We start from the raw sequence: 18,255 nt of genomic DNA on the forward strand, positions 1-18,255 counted from the left end.
GTCGGGAGAGAGGTCGGGCCGGCCAGGTGCCGGTCGGCCCGGGGCGGCGGCTGCTCCACGAGATCGTCGACGACCCGCACGGTGACGCCGCAGTCGTGCAGCCACCGCGGGCCGAATGCGGCGCCGGCCGCCACAGCCAGCTCGCGGGCGAGGTCCAGGCCGGTCGGGTGGCGCGCAGCGGGATCCTTGGCCAGTGCCCGCGCCACCACCTCACCGAGGACCGGCGGGACGGCGGGCAGCGGTGGCGGCTCGACCTCCAGATGCCAGCGGAACAGCTCGGACACCGGCAGGTCACGGGGGAACATCGACTCGCCGCGCAGTAGCTCGTGGAGCACCACGCCGAGCCCGTAGACGTCGGTGGCGGGGCTGAGCCAGCCGCGGCGGATCTGTTCGGGGGCCATGTAGCGGGGGGTGCCGGCGAGCCGGCTGGCCTCGCCGGCCGTCCCCTCGAGGATCTTCGCGATGCCGAAGTCGGTGAGCTTCGGCAGGCCGGAGCCGGTGAACAGGATGTTGGCCGGTTTCACGTCACGGTGTGCAATGCCGAACCGGTGGGCCTGTGACAGCGCGTGGGCCACCGCGAGCCCCACCGCGCACGCCGCCGGCGGGCTGAGCCGGCGCCGGCCCACCGGCCCACCGGGCAGCAGCTCCATCACCAGCAGGCACAGGTCGTCTCGGACGACGAAGTCGTGGATGCGGACGATGTGCGGATGGTCCAGCCGGCCCAACATCTGGGCCTCGGCGCGGAAGGCGTCCACCGCCGCCGGGTCGGTGGCGGCCGTGGACAGCACCTTGATCGCGACCGGCCGGTCGAGGTCCCGGTGGTGCCCGGCCAGCACCAGCCCCGAACTGCCGGTGCCGAGCTGGCCGCCGATGGTGTAACCGGGCAGTGCGGCCCGTACCCGGTCGCGGTCGACGGCTACCACCGGCCCCCCTTCCCCGCCGCCCGGCGCCGGACGCTCATCGGCGGTGGGCCACCTGGGATGCCGGCCCCAGCGCGATGGCCAGGATCCGCGAGCCGTTCACCTCGGACACCAACAGATAGCCCTTGTAGAACAGGAGGTGCGCGGGATACTCGAGTGCGGCGTCGAGGGCCCGCTGGCCGTTCCCCGCGGTGCCAGACACCCCGGTACCGGCGATGGTCGTGATGATGCCGTGGGTGTCGATCCGCCGGATCCGGCTGACCTGGGGGTCCGCCAGGTAGATGTTGCCGGCGTCGTCGAGCGTCACCCCCGCGCCGATCGTGTGGATCGCCGCCCTGGTGGCCGGTCCGCCGTCGCCGGAGAACCCCATGGCGCCGGTGCCGGCGACGGTGGTGATGATCCCGTAGGTGTCGATCCGACGCACCCGGTTGTTACCCTGGTCGGCCACGTACATGGTGCCCGCTGCGTCCACCGCGAGGCTCTCGGGGTATTGCAGCCGGGCGGCGGTCGCGGGCCCGCCGTCGCCGCCGAACCCATCTCCGCCGGAACCGACGACCGTCGAGATGACCCCGGCGGTGTTGACCTTCCGGATCCGGTCGTTCGTACCATCGCAGATGTACACGTTGCCGGCCCGGTCGACCCACAACGCGTTCGGCTCGTCGAGCTCGGCCTGCCGGGCGAGCACACCGTCGCCGGAGAATCCCCCGATCTTCGGGTCGTTCTCCCCGGAGAACCCCCTGACGCCGGTGCCGGCGAAGGTGATGATCACTCCGGCCGGGTTCACCCGCCGGACCCGCTGGTTGCCCTGGTCGGAGATGTAGATGTCGCCGGCGGCGTCGACGGCGATGCCCGCGGGATCGGCGAGCTCCGCCCGGATGGCCGGACCGCCGTCGCCGGTGAACCCCCTGATGCCGTTGCCGGCCACGGTCGTGATGACGCCGTCGCGGTCGACCCGGCGGACCCGCTGGTTGCTCTGGTCGACGATGTAGAGGTTGCCGGCGGCGTCGACGGCCATCGCGGCCGGCTTGTTCAGCCCGGCGCCGGCGGCCGGGCCGCCGTCGCCGGAGAACCCGTCGTTTCCCGTGCCGACGGCCCCCCCGATCTGCCCGACCGCCAGCGTCCTCGGTACCCAGGCCGGCAGCGGTTCGGCTCCGGAGCCGCCGGTGGCCGCGAACGTGATCCCGCCGGCGACGGCCAGCACGACGACGACGGCGGCCGGGAGCCAGACCCGCCGGCGCGGCCGGCGACGGTGCTCCCCCGGCCCGTCCGAGCCCCACCAGTCGACCCCGGTCCCGCCGGCGCCGGCGGGGATCCGGGACCGGCGTGGGCGATGCCGGGTCGGCTCGCGCAGCTCGTCGGGCAGGTGCAGGACGATCCCGGTGCCGGCGGCCCAGTCCCGGCCATACGCCTGGAGCGCGGCCAGCGCGAGCGCGTGGCCGAAGACCCGGGCGTTCGGCTGGCGCTGCTGCGGCTGTTTGGCCAGCGCCCGCATCACCACCCGGGCCACCGGTTCGGGCACCCCCGGCGGCGGCGCCGGCATGACCTCGCGGTGGTGGCGGAACAGGTCGGTGATGGACAGCCCCGGGCCGTACATCGGCCCCCCGGTGAGCTGCTCATAGAGCAGCACCCCGAGCGAGTACAGGTCGGTCGCGGGGCTCAGCCGCCCGCCGAGGATCTGCTCGGGGGCCATGTACCGGCCGGTGCCCACCACCCGGCTGGCGGTGGACGCGGTGCCGTCGAAGATCTTCGCGATGCCGAAGTCGGTGAGCTTCGGCTGACCGGTCACGGTGAACAGGACGTTGTCCGGTTTCACGTCCCGGTGCAGCACCCCGGCCTCGTGGGCGGCGGCGAGCCCGTCGGCGACGGCCAGGGCGACGGCGCAGGCGGACTGCTGGCCGAGCTGCTGGCGGGTGAGGGTGCCGCCGGAGAGCAGCTCCATCACCAGCAGGCAGAGGTCGCCGTGGTCGACGTAGTCGTAGATCTGCACGATGTGCGGATGTTCGAGCCGGCCCAGCAACCGGGCCTCGGTGCGAAACCCGGCGGCCACGTCGGGCCGGCCGGCGGCGGCGGTCGACAGCACCTTGACGGCGACGTCGCGGCCGAGGTCCAGATGCCGGCCGGCGAGGACCAGCCCGTAGCCGCCGGAACCCAGCTCCTCCCCCACCGTGTAGCCGGGCAGGGCGGCGATCACCCGGTCACGGTCGATCACTGGCACGGGCCGTTCACCCTCTCGTGGACGCGGGCGTCGAGGGGAGAGGATGCGACGGCACCACCACCCGGACCCGCCTGGTGGCCCGGTCGGAGAAGAACACGTTGCCCTCGTGGTCGACGCCGACTGCGCCGTCCGGCCGGCCCAGCTCGGCGTTGCCCGCCGGGCCGCCGTCCCCAGCGGAGCCGGAGCGGCCGGAGCCGGCGAGAGTGGTGATGATGCCGCGGGTGTCGACCTTGCGGATGCGGCTGTTCCCCCGGTCGGTGATGTAGAGGTTGCCGGCGGCGTCCACCGCGATGCCGCGGGGGTCCTGCAGGGACGCCTTCACCGCCGGGCCGCCGTCGCCGGCGAAGCCGCGCAGCCTGTTACCGGCGACGGTGGTGATGACGCCGTGGGCGTCGACCCGGCGGATGCGGGAGTTGTCGGTGTCGGCGATGTAGACGTCGCCCGCGGCGTCCGCGGCGACGCCGAACGGGAGGTCGAGCAGGGCATCCGTCGCCGGGCCGCCGTCGCCGAACGAACCCCGGCCGCTGGACCCGGCGAAGGTGCTGATGATGCCGTGGGCGTCGACCTTGCGGATCCGGTTCTCGCCCTGGTCGGCGATGAACAGGTCACCGGCGTCGTCCGTGGCGACCGCGGTCGGGTAGGACAACGGGGCCGCGATCGCCGGGCCGCCGTCGCCGGCGCCGGCGCCGGAGTAACCGACGGGGTCGCCGACGATGAAGTGGTCATTGATCCCGGCGACGGTGGTGATGATCCCCCGCGGGTCGACCCGGCGGATGCGGTGGTTGAACGTGTCGGCGATGTAGAGGTCGCCGCGGTTGTCCAGCGCGATCCCCGCCGGCTGGTTGAGTTGGGCGGCGACGGCCGGGCCACCGTCGCCGGAGAACCCCGCGACGCCGGTGCCGGCGACGGTCGTGATGACCCCGGCGGCGTTGATCCGCATCACCCGGCTGCTGCCGAAGTCGGCGAAGTACAGGTTGCCGAACGCGTCGGCGGTGAGGCCGAACGGATCACCGAGACTGGTCCGCAGCGCGAGCGCGCCGTCGACGGGGCTGCCCTTGGCCCCGGTGCCGGCAACCGGCAGGATCCGGGCCCCCGGATCGCCGGTGACCTGCGGTGATCTTGGCGTCGGGAGCAGTCCGGAGACGGTCGGCCGCGACACCGACGACGAGGAACCGCCCCAGGTCAGATAGAGGCTCGTCGCCGCGACCAGGGCCAGCACCCCGGTGGCGGCCGCCGCCGGCCGGCGCCATCGGCGGCGCACGCGCGTCGGCGTGCCGGCGCGGGACACCTCGCCCGCCGACCCGTCGGATTCCGACCCGTCGGATTCCGACCCGTCGGATTCCGAACCGTCGGATTCCGAACCGTCGGATTCCGAACCGTCCGGGCCCGCACCGCCCGGCTGGGGAGGAGATACCAGGACGCCTGTCGGGCCGAGGCCGCCGCCGTCACCCGACTCGGCCCCGTACCAGGGCACCGCCGCCGACCCACCCGGGCCGTACGCCGCCAGCGGCATCGGCATCGGTGTCCCCACCCGCCGGGTCAGTTCGGCATCCGCCGTGACCCCGGCCGCCACGGTGGTCGCGGGCCCCGCGGCGGTCGCCGTCGGGGGATCCCCGGCGTCCTCGATGACCCGAACGACGACGCCGGCGCGGTGCAGCCAGCCGGGCCCGTACACGACCCGGGCGGCGGCGGCGAGGTCGGCGGCGAAGACGCGGGCGGACGGGGGCCGTGCCGCCGGATCCTTCGCCAGGGCGCGCAGCACCACCCGGCCGATCGGCTCGGGCACGGCGACGGGAACCGGCGCCGGCACCTCGCAGTGGTGGCGCAGCAGCTCCGGGACCGACAGCTCCGGCGGGAACAGCGGGCCGCCGGTCATCAGCTCGTACAGGGTCACACCGAGGGCGTACAGGTCGGTCGCCGGGCCGAGCTCGGCCTCGCGGATCTGCTCGGGGGCCATGTACCGGGGGGTGCCGATGACGCCGCGGGCGACGGTCGCCGGGTCGTCGAACATCCTGGCGATACCGAAGTCGGTCAGCTTGGGCTGGCCGGCGGTGGTGAACAGGATGTTGTCCGGCTTGATGTCCCGGTGCAGCACGCCGAGCCCGTGCGCCTGCACGAGCGCGTCCGCGACGGCGAGGCCGACCGCGCAGGCGTCGGGCCCGGACAGGTGCTGGCGGGTCAGGCTGCCGCCGGAGAGCAGCTCCATCACCAGCAGGCGGACGTCGCCGCGCGAGACGAAGTCATAGACCTGGGCGATGTGCGGATGGTCAAGCCGGCTCAGCAGGCGGCCCTCGGTGCGGAAGTCCTCCGTCGTGCTCTCCCCGTGGGCCGCCCGCAGCGAGAGGATCTTGATGGCGACGTCGCGGTTGAGCGGATGGTGATGCCCGGCGAGCACCCGGCCGTACCCGCCCATCCCAAGTTCCCGACCGACGGTGTAGTCGGGCAGCGCGGCGATGACGCTGTCACGATCGACTGCCGGCATGTCCCCTCCTCGGTCGCGTCCCCAGCACCACGTCGTCCATGTCCGGCGCACGCTGACCCGCGCGATGTCGCGCCCACTTTCCGCCGGTACCCCACGAGGGGACCACACCATGACACAACGGATCTCCGCGCGCGGGACGCTTGTCGCCTGTTTGCCACCCCCACGCGTGCCTGCGGCCGGCCGCCGGTGGGACGGGCGGCGGTGGCGCCGTGATGCCGCCACCGATCGGCACGCGGTCAGACGGGCTGAAGTCCTCGGCATCGTGAAGCGTCTGGATGTACGTCATCATCCGCTGATAGGCGAGTGTCTCCTCGCGGTTCTCGTCGGAGACCTCGATGTCTCGCTCGCCGTCCATGACGCATCCGGACAAGGTCGCGGAGGCGCTCCTGAAGGTCTGACCGCGGTCTCGGGCGCACCAGGGGCGGTGTTGGTGATCCACCGATCCGGCCCCGGCCCGGCCAGTCGGATAGATCGCCGCCACCCCACCGGACAGCCCGGCCAGCAACTGCACGCTGGTCTCGTCCACCAGGATCTCGAACGCCCCGGCCTGCACGCCGTCCAGCGTGATCTTCGCGGCGGACGCCGGGTCCAGCTTGGGCAGGTCGATCCCGCGGGTCATGTCCGTGTCCATCAACCCGATGTGCACCCCCGTGACCGCGGTGCCCTGCCCGGCCAGCCAGATCCGCTGCGCATTGGTCAGCGACCACTGCGCCGCCTTGGACGCCGCGTACGGTGCGATGGACGGCTCACTGAACCAGGACGCCGCGGACAGGATGTTGACCACGGCCCCGGCCCCGGCCGCCACCAGCTGCGGCGCGAACGCCCGCGTCACCTCCAGGGTGCCGAAGTACTGCACGTCCATATGCGCCCGGATGTCCGCGATCGCCCCCGACTCCAGCGACGCCCCGTTGGCGATCCCGGCGTTGTTGATCAGCACCGTCGCATCCCCGGTCGCGGCGACCGCCGCCGCGATCGAGGCCGGATCGGTGACGTCGAGCTGGACCGCGATCGCCCCGGGCAGATCCACCGACACCGGGGTCCGGGCCCGTCGGGCAGCCCGCACCTGCTCGCGATCCGGACCCCGGGCCCCGGGCTCGTCTGGTACGCGGCGATCGGCTCGCGCTCGTCCGAGGCGATCGCCGGCACCGAGGTCCTCGACGGCTGGCACGGCTACCTGGCCTGGGACGACTATGCCGGCTGGCACCATCGCCGGCGTGCAGCTGTGCTGCCAGCACCTCATCCGGACGTTGCGGGCGGTGCTGATGCTCGCGCCGAACGTCGGAGAAGTGGGCCGGCCGGCTCATCGACCTGCTCCGCGAGGCGAACGGGCTGGTCGCCACCGCCCGCGCCGCCGGGAAGAGCCGCCTCGGCCAGGAGACGATCGACGCGCTGCGCGCCCGCTACGACGCCGACGTCCGTGTCGGCGAACTGACGAACATGTCCCGGCCCTGAACCGACGAGAAGAACCACCCCGGCCTGGTCCTGGCCCGCCGGCTCGCCGCGAAGGCCGACCAGGTCTGGCTCTTCACCACCGACTTCAAGATCCTCTGGACCAACAACCCCGCCGAGCAGGCGATCAGGCTCCCGAAACGGCACCAGGCCGTCTCGGGCTACTGGCACACACCCAGCACCCTCGCCGCCTACCTACGCGTGCGCTCCTACCTCGTCTCCGCCCGCGACCACGGCCTGACCGCCATCGACGCCATCCGCCTCGCCCTCGCCGGCAAACCCTGGATGCCGGTCCCGCGCGCGGCCAGCCCCGCACCCGCTCTCGCCGCCTACTGACGTTGAATGCGTGGGGTGATGATGGAATCCCGCGGGTAGCACCCGGCACATGAGGTACCCCGACGGCGGCGGCCTGACGGATGCGGACCGTGGGCCCGGCGGCGTTGCGCTCGACCGGGCCGGCCTCCCACTGCCGCCTCGATGACCGGCAACGTGACCGGCTGGCCGCCGAACTCGACCGGGGCCCGGGCGCCCACGGCTGGACCGGCGACCAGCGCTGGACCCTGAACCGGGCCGCCATCCTGATCAACCGGCTGTTCGGGCAGTCCTACACGCTGACCGGTGTCGCGAAACTACTGCACCGCATGGACTACACCACCCAGCCTCCCACGCACCGGGCCGCTGAACGTGACGAGGCGGCGGTGGCGACCTGACGGCAGGAGGGATGGACGCAGGTAAAAAAACCGCGGGGACCGGCGGCTGGATCTGCTTCGTCGACGAGGCCGGCCAGGCACGGAGACCCCCGAAGGCACGGACCTGGGCCCGCCACGGCCACACCCCGGTCATGCCGGTCATGACCGTGTCCGCACGGCGGTCCATCGCCCGGTTCCTGACCGCAGCCCACCACCAGCTCGACGGGAAGATCGTGGTGGTGTGGGACAACCTGCCCGGCCATCACGCCCGACGCACCCAGCAGTTCATCGACGACCACACCGACTGGCTGAGCGTGCACTGGCTTCCCGCCAACGCTCCCAAGATCAACCCGGTGGAGTCGGTGTGGACCTGTCCGAAGACCGGGCCGCCGGCCAACCTCGCCGTCACCCGCGTGGAACAGCTGATCGCAGCCATCCGGACCGCACTCACACGGATCCAGCACCGCCCCGCTCTGCTACGAGGGTTCCTGGCCGGGACCGGCCTCCACCTTGAACCCCCGTAACCCATCACCCCACGAGTTCAACGTCAGTAATCGTCGGTAGCGGGCCGCGCACCGGGCGGAAGCTCTTCGTAGGAGAGAGTCTCGGCCCGCAACGGCGCGCGATCGGCGTCAGTAGTCAGCAAAAGGATGGCATCCTTTCCGTCGATCGTTACCTTCGTCGTGCTCCTCGGCGTCCCGTCGGGCCAGATGACCGAGACCTCGACCTGACCAACAGGAACGCCGCTCAGCAGGAAGTCGCCGTTGGCGGCCACGGCTACTTCCCTGCCGTCGACCACCACGAGAGTTCTGGATGGCGGATCCTCGCTCGGACACGGCGCGTTCGGCGGGCTGGAGACGCACGACGCGTCGAGCACCGTCCTGATGCTGCCACTCAGCTCGATCCGGCCAAGGTCTGAAGCCCGGGTTGGCGTTGCCCGGTTCCCCACCTCGACGGCGGTCAGATGACGCCCAGCCGACGCCTCCTCAGTGTCCTCTCCGCAGGCAGAAAACAACACCGTCGCCAGCAAGGAGACGATGGCTGGCGACGTGCGTGACGCAAGAATCCTGATGCTCATAGGGGTACCTGGTGTCCTGAGCCGTTGATTTGCTGGCGGTAGACGACGAGGGTCTCGGAGGACCCTCGGCGATCCGGCTGTCACGAAGATCGACGGTCACATCCCCATTATCGCCAGAGGTCGTCGAGTAGCCGCCGCACACGCTCGATCTCGTCGACGGTGCAGTCGATCAGGACCTTGACCTCCACGTCACGCTTGCCCGGATCCGCCGTCACGAAGAATCCCACCACACTGGCACCGACGGCGCTGCCGCGGAAGACGTCCACACCGGCGCCGTCCGCGGGTCTCCGCTGCCCAAAAGTACCTCGGCGAGGCGGAGGTGGTTCGCATGGCCGTGACGTGGTGGACCTAACGCACCACAATAAGAACCGCTTGATCTTGGTTCAGAATCCTGAAATCACCGTCCGCCCGGTCTTCTCGCGAGTCCTGACCAGGGACGATGCCCGGTGATCGCCCAGCTGGCGACATCGACAACTGAATCGAACATGCGTTCCGAAGGCCTGGTAGTTCCGGAGGCTCCGGCCCGCCTGGTGACCGGGATCGGTCCTTGCGGGCCCCACCATTCAGTTCTCGAATAGATCTTGGCTGGGCTGTCCGTGGCGCCGGTACCTGCCGGGCGCACTGCCGAACTCACGTTTGAATGCTTTGGCGAACGCGAATTCCGAGCTGTAGCCACAGCGTTCGGCGACTGCGCTCAGCGGGGCCTTGGACTCGCGCAGCAGTCGTGCCGCGGTCGTCATCCGCCACCAGGTCAGGTACGCCAGCGGGGGCTGACCGACGATGGTGGCGAACCGCTTGGCGAAGGCCGCGCGTGACAGTCCGGCCTCCCTGGCCAGGTCTTCGACGGTCCACAGGCGCCCGGGGTGGCGATGGATGTGGTGCAGCGCCGTTGAGATTGCCGGGTCGTTCAGTGCCATGACCCAGCCGGTCATGGCGTGTCCGGACTGTTCTTCTAGCCAAGCGCGCAGGACGTAGAGCAGCAGCATGTCGATGAGCGCGGGCACGATGGCCTCCGTACCGGCGCGGGGCTGCCGCAGTTCGTTGCCCATGAGGTCGACGGCGGCGCGGAGATCGGGATGGTGTCCGACCCGGGCGGGTAGGTGGACGACCTGGGGCAGGCCGTGGAGCAGTGGGTGCGGGCGGGCCTGGTCGAAGCTGTAGGAGGCGCACAGCATTTCCGTGGTGGCGCCCACGCCGGGGATGGTCATCTCCCTGATGGTCGACCCGTCTCCGGACTCGGGGTGGAAGTCGATCGTGGGACTGCCGGGCTGGTCGACGAGTGCGTGCGCGTCTCCGTGCGGCGTGAACACCACGTCGCCGACGCCGAGCGCCAGCGGGGCGCCGTGTTGGGGGATGAGCCAGCACGAGCCTTGCAGGACCACGTGGCACGCCGCGACGTCCCCGACCGGGAAGAGCACTCCCCAGGGGGCTCGGGACGTGGTCCGCCCCGCGTATGGCTGTCCGGTGCGCATGGCGGAGAGCAGGTCGCTGAGCAGGTCCATATCAAGACCTTATCCGTAGCCTCTCTAGACGCTAGGACATGAAATATAGACCGCAAGCCATTCACCGTCTTCAACAGGGGACGTACGGTCGAAGTCCAGGCCGACCGCAGATCGCCCGTGACTCATGAATGGATCTCGATGTCACTTCACGTTGTCGTCGGAGCCAACCACTCCGGAACAGCCACCGCACGCCTGCTCGCCGAGTCCGGTGACCGCGTGCGCATACTCAGCCGACGCGGCGGCGGGCCGGAGCACCCGCTGATCGAACGTATCGCCGCGGACGCCAGCGACGCCGCCCTATTGATCGAGCTGGCCCAGGGCGCTGTCACGCTCTTCAACTGTGCATCGCCGGCCTACAACATGTTGCCGATCGAGACTCCGGCGCTGGCAGCCGCGCTGCTGGCCGCGGCCGAACGCAGCGGCGCACGCTACATCAACCTCAGCAACACGTACGGGTACGGCCCCGTCTTCGGGGTGATGACCGAGGACCTTCCTATGTCTCCAACCACCATCAAGGGCCGGGTTCGGGCGCAGATGTGGCAGGACGCCATCACCGCCCACGAACAAGGGCGGATCCGTTTCGCCGAGGTGCGACCCGGCGACTTCATTGGCCCCGGATCGGTGTCGATGTTCAACCTGATGGTCGCGCCGTCCGTGCTGGCCGGCAATCCGGTCCACATCCCGGCGGACCTGGACGCGGCGCACAGCTGGGGCTACCCCGGTGATGTGGCCCGTATGCTCGTCGCCGTCAGCAGGGACGACCAGGCGTGGGGGCGGGCCTGGCACGTGCCTCCCATTTCCGACGGCTCGGTGCGCGAGATAGCGGTGCGGTTCGCCGATCTGACCGGTGCGCCCGTTCCCCAACTGGCCAATATGTCGCCGCTGGACCTGCACAACCTGGCCATCTCCGATCCGATCATGGCGGAGGTTCCGGAGATGCAGTACCTCTACCAGCGGCCCTCCGTCCTGGACGCCTCGCTGGCCGCGCGGACATTCGACCTCAAGCCGACCCCCCTCGACGACGTTCTGATCGAAACCGCCAATGCCATAACGAGATCCGCGTAGCGGGATCGCGGCCACGGGTGCGGCACTCTCCAGCCCCGGCTGTGGTGCGCCTGTAGCGCCCGCCAGTCCAAGGAGCAATCATCGCACTCCCGTCATCCAGACGCGGAGTACACGGCTCGCGCACGCCCACCAATAGCCCGGCCCGAACATGCTCCGAGGCAGTCGCCCTCAGCCTGCGGTTACGTGCCAGATACCGTTCGATCGGGCCAATATATCTATGTGATAGCCGAACCGTCGGTGGGCCAGGCCATACCAACGCTGTCAGCGATCCTATGCGCCGCGCCCCTTACCTCGTCTCCGCCGCAACACGGCAGGCTTGGCTGTACACAGTCCCAGGCGTCGGTCGGCCTCGGTTTCAGCCTGACGGCCCCGGTCGGTGCCCGTCAGCAAGGCCGGTTCTTGCGGCAATTCGGATGCCACGGAACAGGCATGGCCGCTGCAACAGGTGCGATGCCAGTATTTCCAGCGGCGGGCGCCCTCACCAGATCCATGCCTTCTTCGAAGGCAACGTCGGTGGCCAGCAGGACCACCCATGGAAGGAACAGCATGACATTCACACTCGATCCCCAGCTCGCAGCGGTCATAGGGCCGTTCCTGGCAGCCGTGCCAGCGGTCGAGCCCCCGCCTGCGGGTGACTGGAAGACCCGGCGGATGAACATTGAAGCGGCGCTGGCACAAATGATCGCCGCCTTGCCCGCACCCGAGGGCGTGGCGACCACAGATCACGAGATCAACGCCCATGATGGTGCCACCATCGCCCTGCGTTGGTATACCGCGCGCACATCTGTTCCCGGACCGGCTGTCCTCTACTTCCATGGCGGCGGAATGATCCTCGGCAGTGTCGGTCTCTACGATCCGTGGGTCGCCCGATACGTGTCAGCCACCGGTGTCCCCATGCTGTCGGTCGAGTACCGCCTCGCCCCCGAGCACCCCCATCCCACGCCGGTAGAGGACTGTTACGCGGCGCTGCGGTGGTTGGCTGACCACGCGGTCGAACTCGGGGTCGACCCTGCACGGATCGCGGTCATGGGCGACAGCGGAGGCGGTGGACTGGCCGCCGCGGTGGCCCTCCTGGCGCGCGACCGAGGCGGCCCCGCGCTCGCCCAGCAGATCCTGATCTACCCGATGCTCGACGATCGCAACACGACGCCCGATCCCGCGATCGCACCGTTCGCGGGCTGGAACCACGACGACAACATCACCGGATGGGGCGCACTGCTCGGCACGGCGCGCGGCGGGCCCGACGTCTCACCGTACGCGGCGCCGGCCCGAGCAGACGACCTCACCGGCCTGCCGCCGGCCTACGTCGAAGTGGGCGAGCTCGACATCTTCCGTGACGAGAGCATCGAGTATGCACGTCGACTCTCGGTGGCCGGTGTTTCCATCGAGTTGCACGTGCACCCCGGGGCGCCCCACGGGTTCGACGCGTTGGGACCGGAGACCGATGTCGGGCGGCGCGCCACCGCCGACCGCGTCCGAGTCCTGACCGGTCTCTGAACCAGCCAGAAACCTGAACCAGCCTGAAATCCGCACAGGCCAGAACTCGGCCTCGGATATTCAGCCTGTTTGCCGGACCGCGGATGCGGAATTCCCCGGGCCTGCCGTGCCCCGGGCCGCATTCCCCGCTGCCAGGTAGGAGTCAGACGATCTCATGATGAATTCAACGACTCGGTCGCCGGCGCGGTCCGGACACAGGCTCGCACTGCTGGCGTTTGCCCAGCTCATCATCGCACTGGACTACAACATCGTTTATGTGGCGCTGCCCGATATCGGCGCCGATCTCAACTTCTCGGCCCAGTCGCTGCAATGGGTGGTGAGCGCCTACGCCGTCGGCTTCGGCGGAATGCTGCTGTTCGGCGGCCGTGCGGTCGACCGGCTGGGGGCACGCCGGATCTTCCTGTTCGCCGTGGCCATCTACGGCGTCTCGTCCCTCGCCGGCGGGCTCGCCACCGAACCCGGGCTGCTTGTGACCGCGCGCGCCGTGCAGGGGGTCGGCGGAGCGCTGCTCTTCCCCGCCATCCTCACCCTGATCTACAGCGGTTTCGCCGAAGGAGCCGAGCGTAACCGCGCCCTGGCCGTCTGGGGCGCCGTCGGCAGCGGCGGCCTTGCCGCCGGCTCCCTGCTGGGCGGTCTGTTCACCGACTGGTGGGGCTGGGAGTCCGTCCTGTTCGTCAACGTCCCGCTCACGCTGATCGCCCTGCTGTCCGCGCCGCGACTGCTGCCGACCGACGCGCCGCCCCAGCACGGCGTCAAGGCGTTCGACGTGCCCGGCGCGCTGCTCGCCACCGCGGGCTCCTCGCTCATCGTCTTCGGCCTGGCAAGCGGCCCGGAGTCCGGCTGGACCTCGGTCCGCGCGCTGGGCAGCATGGTGATCGGCGGCGTGCTCCTCGTCGCCCTACTGGTGGCCGAGGCCCGCACCCCGGACGGTCTCCTCCCGCTGCGGCTGGTGCGCACCCGCACACTGGCCACGACCATGGCGGTCGCCTTCCTCTTCATGGGCACCCTCGCCACCGGGTACTACGTGCTCACCACCTACCTCCAGCCCGTCCTCGGCTACAGTCCGACGCAGGCGGGCTTGGCGTTCCTTCCCCTCTGCGCGTGCTCGATGGTCGGTGGCCCAATGACCGCCGTCCTGCTCAACAGGTTCGGCATCCGGGCCACGCTGGGCGGGGCTCTGGTGACCAACGGCGGCGGGGTGGCCCTCGTCTGCGTGGTCATGACCGCGGATGGCTCGTTCTGGTCGATGCTGCCCGGCATGGTGTTGTGGGGCCTCGGCGGCGGCGTCGGCTTCACCGCCATCTTTGCGGCGGCCGGCATGGGCGTCGCGCCCATGGAACAGGGCGTCGCCTCGGTGGTGGCCTCCACCTCCCAGCAGATCGGCGGCGCCGTAGGCCTAGCCGCCCTCGTTGCGGTCGCCAACCACGGCCTCGACTACAACGCGGTCCCCGGGCCCACGCTGGACGAGATCGTTGACGGCCTCCGGGTCGCCGGCGTCCTCGCCGGCGCGCTCTCCGTCGTAGGCGGCTTCGTCGCCCTCTTTCTCGAAAGTCGCAAGACCGCCGACGCCCCGGCCGGAGCAGCTTCTGCCGACGATGAGGACGAGGAAGTGGCCGCCAGCGGCACCGCCGACGACGTGAGCCTCACCGCCAAGTAGCTCCGGCTCCGCCAGGAAATCTCGTAGCCGCGCCTCCCGCCCACCACGCCGACGCGGTAAAAAGCCGCGTTAGGCCAGCCGCGAGCGCAGCCACCCTGGAACTATCCGGTCACCGTTAATCGCAATGATCGGCTACAGGGTGAGGGGACTCGAACCGCCCGTCCGGCGGCGGCGGGGACCCCGCAGCAGATCTTCCTCGGGTGGTTGGATCCTGGCACGGCGGCTGTCGGCGTCAAATGTAACCGCCACGCCACATGTAACCCGATCGTGGTTACATGTGGGTGGGGCCAGGGACGTGAGTGAGATGATCGCCAGCCTGCGGGCGGCGGGAGGCGACACCACCGAGGTGGAAGTCAAGTCCGCCGGCGGGTTGCCCGCCTCGCTGACCGCGATCCTGAGTGCTCTGGCGAACCAGCCCGGCGGCGGGACGGTCATTCTGGGTCCCGACGAGCAGGCCGGGTTCCGCCCGGTCGGGCTCGGCGACCCGCAGACGCTCAAGCAGGATCTGGCCGCGAAGGCTCGGGCGTTCACACCTCCGGTCCGTCTCACGATCGACGACGGGGTCGTGGACGGCGCTCCGATCGTGGTCGCCCGGGTCCACGAGTGCGACCGGTCGGCCAAACCGTGCCGCGTCACCGCGACGGGCACCGCGTACCTGCGTGGCTACGACGGCGACTACGCGCTGTCCGACGTGGAGGAACAAGGCTTCCTGGCCGCCCGCCGGCCGCCGCTGTTCGACCGCGCACCGGTCGAGGACGCCACCGTCGACGACCTCGACACCGAACTCGTCGACGCCTTCCTCGCCACCGTCCGCGAACGCGACCCGGCAGGACTCGGCCGCTTCCCCGACAACGCCGAACTCCTGCGCCGCGGCGGCGTCACGGTCGCCGGCGGGCAGCCCACCGTCGCGGGCCTGCTCGCCCTCGGTGTCCACCCCCAGCAGTGGTTCCCCCGCTACGTCATCCAGGCCGCCGCGCAACCACTGCCGATCGACTCCGCCGCGACGCGTGCCCGCAACCAGGTCACCATCAGCGGGTCGATCCCGAGGATGCTCGACACGGCACTGCTGTGGGCCCGGCGCAGCTTCGACACCGCCATCGTCTCCGAGCCCGACGGCACCGTCCACGACCGCCCCGCCTACCCGCTGGTCGCCTTCCGTGAACTGGTCGCCAACGCACTCGTCCACCGCGACCTCGACCACTGGTCCGCCGGCCTCGCCGTCGAGGTGCGGCTGCGCCGCGACCGCCTGGTCGTGTCGAATCCCGGCGGCCTGTACGGCATCACCGTCGACCGGCTCGGCCGCGACGCCGTGGCCTCGGCCCGCAACGCCACGCTCGTCGCGATCTGCCAGCACGTCCGGTCCCCGCAGACCGACGCCCGCGTCATCGAAGCCCTCGCCAGCGGCATCCCCACCGTCACCGAAGCACTCGCCGACCACGGTCTACCCCCAGCCCACTACGTCGACAGCGGCATCCGCTTCACCGTCGTCCTCCACCAACCCACGACCGTCACGAACGCGACGTCCGCCGAGCCCGAGCTGAGCGCCGCGGAACGACGCGTCTACCAGGCGCTGACCGGCCAGGGAAGGACGGTCAACGAACTCGCCGAACAACTCGGCCTGACCGGACCGAACCTTCGCAAGACCCTCCGCAACCTGCGCGGCCGAGGACTGGTCGCCCAGCACGGCGGCAGAGGACGAACCACCACCTACCAGCGGACGAACCCGTAGCCGCGGCCAACCTAATCACGATCATGTCGAAGAGGCTTGGTCACTCTTCGACGTCGGTGACGGGGAACCTGTACGCCCAGGTGCTGTGATCGTCGACGCCGACCAGCGTCTCGTCGGTGCCCAGTCCGATGGTGAGGTAGCGCGGGCCGCCCAACCCCACCGTGGCCAGGATGGAGAATCTGGTCCGTGCCTCGGCAGGCCCGCTCGGGGGGTTCGGGGGGTCGTCCCCCCGGAAAACATTGCGGCCCACCGGGAAGCCGATCAACGATCGGCGACCACGGTGGGCCAGCTCGTGGACCTAACGCACCACAATAAGAACCCTTTGATCTTCGTTCAGTGCCCCGAAATCACCATCCGCCCGGTCTCCATACGCCTCCTGGCAAGCGGCGATGCCGAGTGAACGCCCGGCACGCAACCTCATCAACCGAATCGAACACGCGTTCCGCAGGCCTGGTGGGTCCGGACGCCGCGGTCCGCCGGGTGACCGCGGTCCGTAAGGTCGTAGGTCCGATCGGGGTCGGACCAGTTCAGATGGACGGGCAGGCGTACCCGTGCCAGCGCCTGCCGGATCGGGAGCCGGGACAGCCGATCCGGCACGGTGAACGGTCCTCCCCGCCCGTCCACCACGACCTCGAACGAGGGCACCGGCACGGCGTCGAGCCGGAGGCCCGCCGCCGCCAGCAGGCGCGTCGCGGTCTCCAACGTCGGTGACTTCACCCCGCGCTCACAGGCCGCCAACGTCGGCCGCGACGTGTGCGCCCGCCGGGCGAGCTATGGTCTGTGCTCCTGTGTTCGTGTCATCCGGGCGGGGTCCTACCCGTGGCCGCGCAGGCGAGCGCGCAGCAGATTGGGGTCGGTGGCCGTGGTGTAGGCGGCGCTGAGCACGTACACGTCATCGCCGCGCAGCGCGACGGAGGTGGGGTTCTGAAGTCCGTCGGTGGCATCCAGAACGGTGCTGCTGGTGCCGTCGGAGTGGATGTGCACGACCGTGTTGGGGCCGTTGACAGCGGCGAGGACGTCGTCGCCGCGGCCGGTGAAGGCGAAATCATCGATACCGACCAGGCCTGATGCCCTGACCTGCGGTGCTCCGGCGCGGTTTCCGGAGAGGATCGGTATGCGCAGGAGAGTGCCCCGGTCGAGGTTGGTCACCCACAGGGCGCCGCCGTGTACCTTCGCGCCGTTGGCTCCGAGAAAGCCGGTCGAGGCGAGTTCGGGGGCGGTGGACCAGGCGGTGGGTGTGCCGCCGGTGACGGGGACGGTCCACACGGTGCCGGGCACCGAGTCCGTGATGTAGAGCTGTCCGCTGTGCCCGTCCAGTGCGAGCCCGTTGGGCAGTCCGCCCGCGGGCAGTGCGGCGATGCGCTGCGGGGCCTTCCTGGGGCTCAACCGCCACAGCCCCGTCAGGTCGGCCGTGCCGGTCGCGTACAGCACGTACGCGGTGCCGTCCGAGGTATGGACGATGCCGGTGGCCAGGGGGAAGCCGAGGACCGGCGTGTTGACTCCCCCGTTGGCGGGTGCCGGCAGCGTCGCCATGATGCGTGTCACGCCCCGCGGGGTGATCTGAGCTACCTGGCGGCTGGCGGCGAAGGTGACGTCTGCCGTGCCGTCGGGCAGCAGGGTGATGTTCTCCGGCATCTGGCCCGCGGACAGGTCGAAGTGGGTGGCGACCCGCACGTCTGTCAGTGGCCCGCCGGCGGGCAGCGCGTTGGCCGGCGCAGCCGCCGTCAGGGCGGCTGCGGCCGCCAGAAGAGCCGACATAGTGATCGTGATGTTTCGCTTGGACATGGTTCCTTCACTGTTTTCGGGCATGCGGCAGCCTCGGTGCTGCGGTGCGGGTGTGGGTGTGGGTTTCGGCGCCGTGGCGCGGCACGGCTACTTCTGCGGCACGGCTACTGATGCAGTGCGGCTGCCTTCTGCGGAGCAGCTGCCTTCTGCGGAGCGGTGGCGTGGGCGAGCAGGGCCAGGGCTGCCG

General features: G+C 70.6%; 16 protein-coding genes and 2 pseudogenes. 7 read left to right on the top strand and 11 right to left on the bottom strand.

The window, feature by feature from the left end; genetic code table 11:
- The 4 genes and pseudogenes from NBZ83_RS18180 to NBZ83_RS18195 all read right to left on the bottom strand — a co-directional run.
- Nucleotides 1-923, bottom strand: a 923-nt coding sequence (locus tag NBZ83_RS18180) for a serine/threonine-protein kinase (RefSeq protein ID WP_261575459.1), incomplete at its 3' end; no start/stop codon positions are given.
- A gap of 34 nt (nt 924-957) precedes the next feature.
- On the bottom strand, nt 958-3,135 hold the full coding sequence (locus NBZ83_RS18185; RefSeq protein WP_261575460.1) for a serine/threonine-protein kinase: 2,178 nt from the start codon (nt 3,133-3,135) through the stop codon (nt 958-960).
- A gap of 7 nt (nt 3,136-3,142) precedes the next feature.
- Complete coding sequence (locus NBZ83_RS18190) at nt 3,143-5,617, bottom strand: NHL domain-containing protein (RefSeq protein WP_261575461.1); 2,475 nt, start codon at nt 5,615-5,617, stop codon at nt 3,143-3,145.
- Nucleotides 5,598-6,686: pseudogene (locus NBZ83_RS18195) on the bottom strand (SDR family NAD(P)-dependent oxidoreductase); the annotation flags it as partial. The pseudogene NBZ83_RS18195 and the gene NBZ83_RS18190, both read right to left, overlap by 20 nt.
- Between NBZ83_RS18195 and NBZ83_RS18200 the strand changes: the two are divergent.
- From NBZ83_RS18200 to NBZ83_RS18210, 3 genes and pseudogenes are all read left to right on the top strand, one after another.
- Nucleotides 6,660-7,402: pseudogene (locus NBZ83_RS18200) on the top strand (IS66 family transposase); the annotation flags it as partial. The pseudogenes NBZ83_RS18195 and NBZ83_RS18200 overlap by 27 nt on opposite strands.
- 80 nt (nt 7,403-7,482) lie before the next feature.
- Complete coding sequence (locus NBZ83_RS18205; protein WP_261569424.1) at nt 7,483-7,776, top strand: helix-turn-helix domain-containing protein; 294 nt, start codon at nt 7,483-7,485, stop codon at nt 7,774-7,776.
- Nucleotides 7,777-7,787: 11 nt separating this feature from the next.
- Nucleotides 7,788-8,279 carry a transposase gene (locus NBZ83_RS18210; protein ID WP_261575463.1) on the top strand — a complete coding sequence of 164 codons (492 nt, stop codon included), beginning with the start codon at nt 7,788-7,790 and terminating at the stop codon, nt 8,277-8,279.
- Between the two features lie 23 nt (nt 8,280-8,302).
- On the opposite strand, the gene NBZ83_RS18215 is transcribed toward NBZ83_RS18210, so the two are convergent.
- The 3 genes from NBZ83_RS18215 to NBZ83_RS18225 form a co-directional block, all read right to left on the bottom strand.
- The gene (locus NBZ83_RS18215) at nt 8,303-8,833 is read right to left on the bottom strand and encodes a hypothetical protein (protein WP_261569434.1); all 531 of its coding nucleotides are present in this window, start codon (nt 8,831-8,833) and stop codon (nt 8,303-8,305) included.
- A gap of 107 nt (nt 8,834-8,940) precedes the next feature.
- A complete protein-coding gene (locus NBZ83_RS18220) occupies nt 8,941-9,099 on the bottom strand; it encodes a hypothetical protein (RefSeq protein ID WP_261569435.1) in 159 nt (52 codons plus the stop codon).
- Nucleotides 9,100-9,396: 297 nt separating this feature from the next.
- Nucleotides 9,397-10,335: an AraC family transcriptional regulator gene (locus tag NBZ83_RS18225; RefSeq protein WP_261569437.1), complete on the bottom strand. Its 939-nt coding sequence runs from the start codon at nt 10,333-10,335 to the stop codon at nt 9,397-9,399.
- A gap of 138 nt (nt 10,336-10,473) precedes the next feature.
- On the opposite strand from NBZ83_RS18225, the gene NBZ83_RS18230 reads away from it, so the two are divergent.
- Nucleotides 10,474-11,400 carry an NAD-dependent epimerase/dehydratase family protein gene (locus tag NBZ83_RS18230; protein WP_261569439.1) on the top strand — a complete coding sequence of 309 codons (927 nt, stop codon included), beginning with the start codon at nt 10,474-10,476 and terminating at the stop codon, nt 11,398-11,400.
- A gap of 383 nt (nt 11,401-11,783) precedes the next feature.
- Here the strand turns inward: NBZ83_RS18230 and NBZ83_RS18235 are convergent, their stop codons facing one another.
- Nucleotides 11,784-11,984, bottom strand: coding sequence for a hypothetical protein (locus tag NBZ83_RS18235; protein WP_261575467.1), 201 nt, complete (start codon nt 11,982-11,984; stop codon nt 11,784-11,786).
- Between the two features lie 67 nt (nt 11,985-12,051).
- On the opposite strand from NBZ83_RS18235, the gene NBZ83_RS18240 reads away from it, so the two are divergent.
- From NBZ83_RS18240 to NBZ83_RS18250, 3 genes are all read left to right on the top strand, one after another.
- A complete protein-coding gene (locus tag NBZ83_RS18240; protein ID WP_498041064.1) occupies nt 12,052-12,897 on the top strand; it encodes an alpha/beta hydrolase in 846 nt (281 codons plus the stop codon).
- A gap of 157 nt (nt 12,898-13,054) precedes the next feature.
- Nucleotides 13,055-14,554, top strand: a complete 1,500-nt coding sequence (locus NBZ83_RS18245) for an MFS transporter (protein WP_261575465.1) — start codon at nt 13,055-13,057, stop codon at nt 14,552-14,554.
- Nucleotides 14,555-14,858: 304 nt separating this feature from the next.
- Entirely contained in the window at nt 14,859-16,283 is a 1,425-nt protein-coding gene (locus NBZ83_RS18250) for an ATP-binding protein (protein WP_261575466.1), read from the top strand.
- 40 nt (nt 16,284-16,323) lie between these two features.
- On the opposite strand, the gene NBZ83_RS18255 is transcribed toward NBZ83_RS18250, so the two are convergent.
- The 3 genes from NBZ83_RS18255 to NBZ83_RS18265 all read right to left on the bottom strand — a co-directional run bounded on the left by NBZ83_RS18255 (nt 16,324) and on the right by NBZ83_RS18265 (nt 18,041).
- Nucleotides 16,324-16,533 carry a hypothetical protein gene (locus NBZ83_RS18255; RefSeq protein WP_261569442.1) on the bottom strand — a complete coding sequence of 70 codons (210 nt, stop codon included), beginning with the start codon at nt 16,531-16,533 and terminating at the stop codon, nt 16,324-16,326.
- Between the two features lie 170 nt (nt 16,534-16,703).
- Nucleotides 16,704-17,000 (bottom strand): hypothetical protein, encoded by a 297-nt coding sequence (locus NBZ83_RS18260; RefSeq protein ID WP_261569443.1) that lies wholly within the window; start codon nt 16,998-17,000, stop codon nt 16,704-16,706.
- A gap of 96 nt (nt 17,001-17,096) precedes the next feature.
- On the bottom strand, nt 17,097-18,041 hold the full coding sequence (locus tag NBZ83_RS18265) for a hypothetical protein (RefSeq protein ID WP_261569444.1): 945 nt from the start codon (nt 18,039-18,041) through the stop codon (nt 17,097-17,099).
- Between the last annotated feature and the right edge of the window lie 214 nt (nt 18,042-18,255).

Source organism: Frankia gtarii (genome assembly GCF_025403375.1).
Lineage (GTDB): Bacteria > Actinomycetota > Actinomycetes > Frankiales > Frankiaceae > Frankia > Frankia gtarii.

Coding starts and splice junctions, on each gene's coding strand:
- NBZ83_RS18190 (WP_261575461.1), bottom strand. CDS start 5,617: ATGCCGGCAGTCGATCGTGACAGCGTCATCGCCGCGCTGCCCGACTAC.
- NBZ83_RS18205 (WP_261569424.1), top strand. CDS start 7,483: ATGCGGACCGTGGGCCCGGCGGCGTTGCGCTCGACCGGGCCGGCCTCC.
- NBZ83_RS18210 (WP_261575463.1), top strand. CDS start 7,788: ATGGACGCAGGTAAAAAAACCGCGGGGACCGGCGGCTGGATCTGCTTC.
- NBZ83_RS18215 (WP_261569434.1), bottom strand. CDS start 8,833: ATGAGCATCAGGATTCTTGCGTCACGCACGTCGCCAGCCATCGTCTCC.
- NBZ83_RS18225 (WP_261569437.1), bottom strand. CDS start 10,335: ATGGACCTGCTCAGCGACCTGCTCTCCGCCATGCGCACCGGACAGCCA.
- NBZ83_RS18230 (WP_261569439.1), top strand. CDS start 10,474: ATGTCACTTCACGTTGTCGTCGGAGCCAACCACTCCGGAACAGCCACC.
- NBZ83_RS18235 (WP_261575467.1), bottom strand. CDS start 11,984: ATGACCGCTGCGAGCTGGGGATCGAGTGTGAATGTCATGCTGTTCCTT.
- NBZ83_RS18240 (WP_498041064.1), top strand. CDS start 12,052: ATGAACATTGAAGCGGCGCTGGCACAAATGATCGCCGCCTTGCCCGCA.
- NBZ83_RS18245 (WP_261575465.1), top strand. CDS start 13,055: ATGAATTCAACGACTCGGTCGCCGGCGCGGTCCGGACACAGGCTCGCA.
- NBZ83_RS18250 (WP_261575466.1), top strand. CDS start 14,859: ATGATCGCCAGCCTGCGGGCGGCGGGAGGCGACACCACCGAGGTGGAA.
- NBZ83_RS18265 (WP_261569444.1), bottom strand. CDS start 18,041: ATGTCGGCTCTTCTGGCGGCCGCAGCCGCCCTGACGGCGGCTGCGCCG.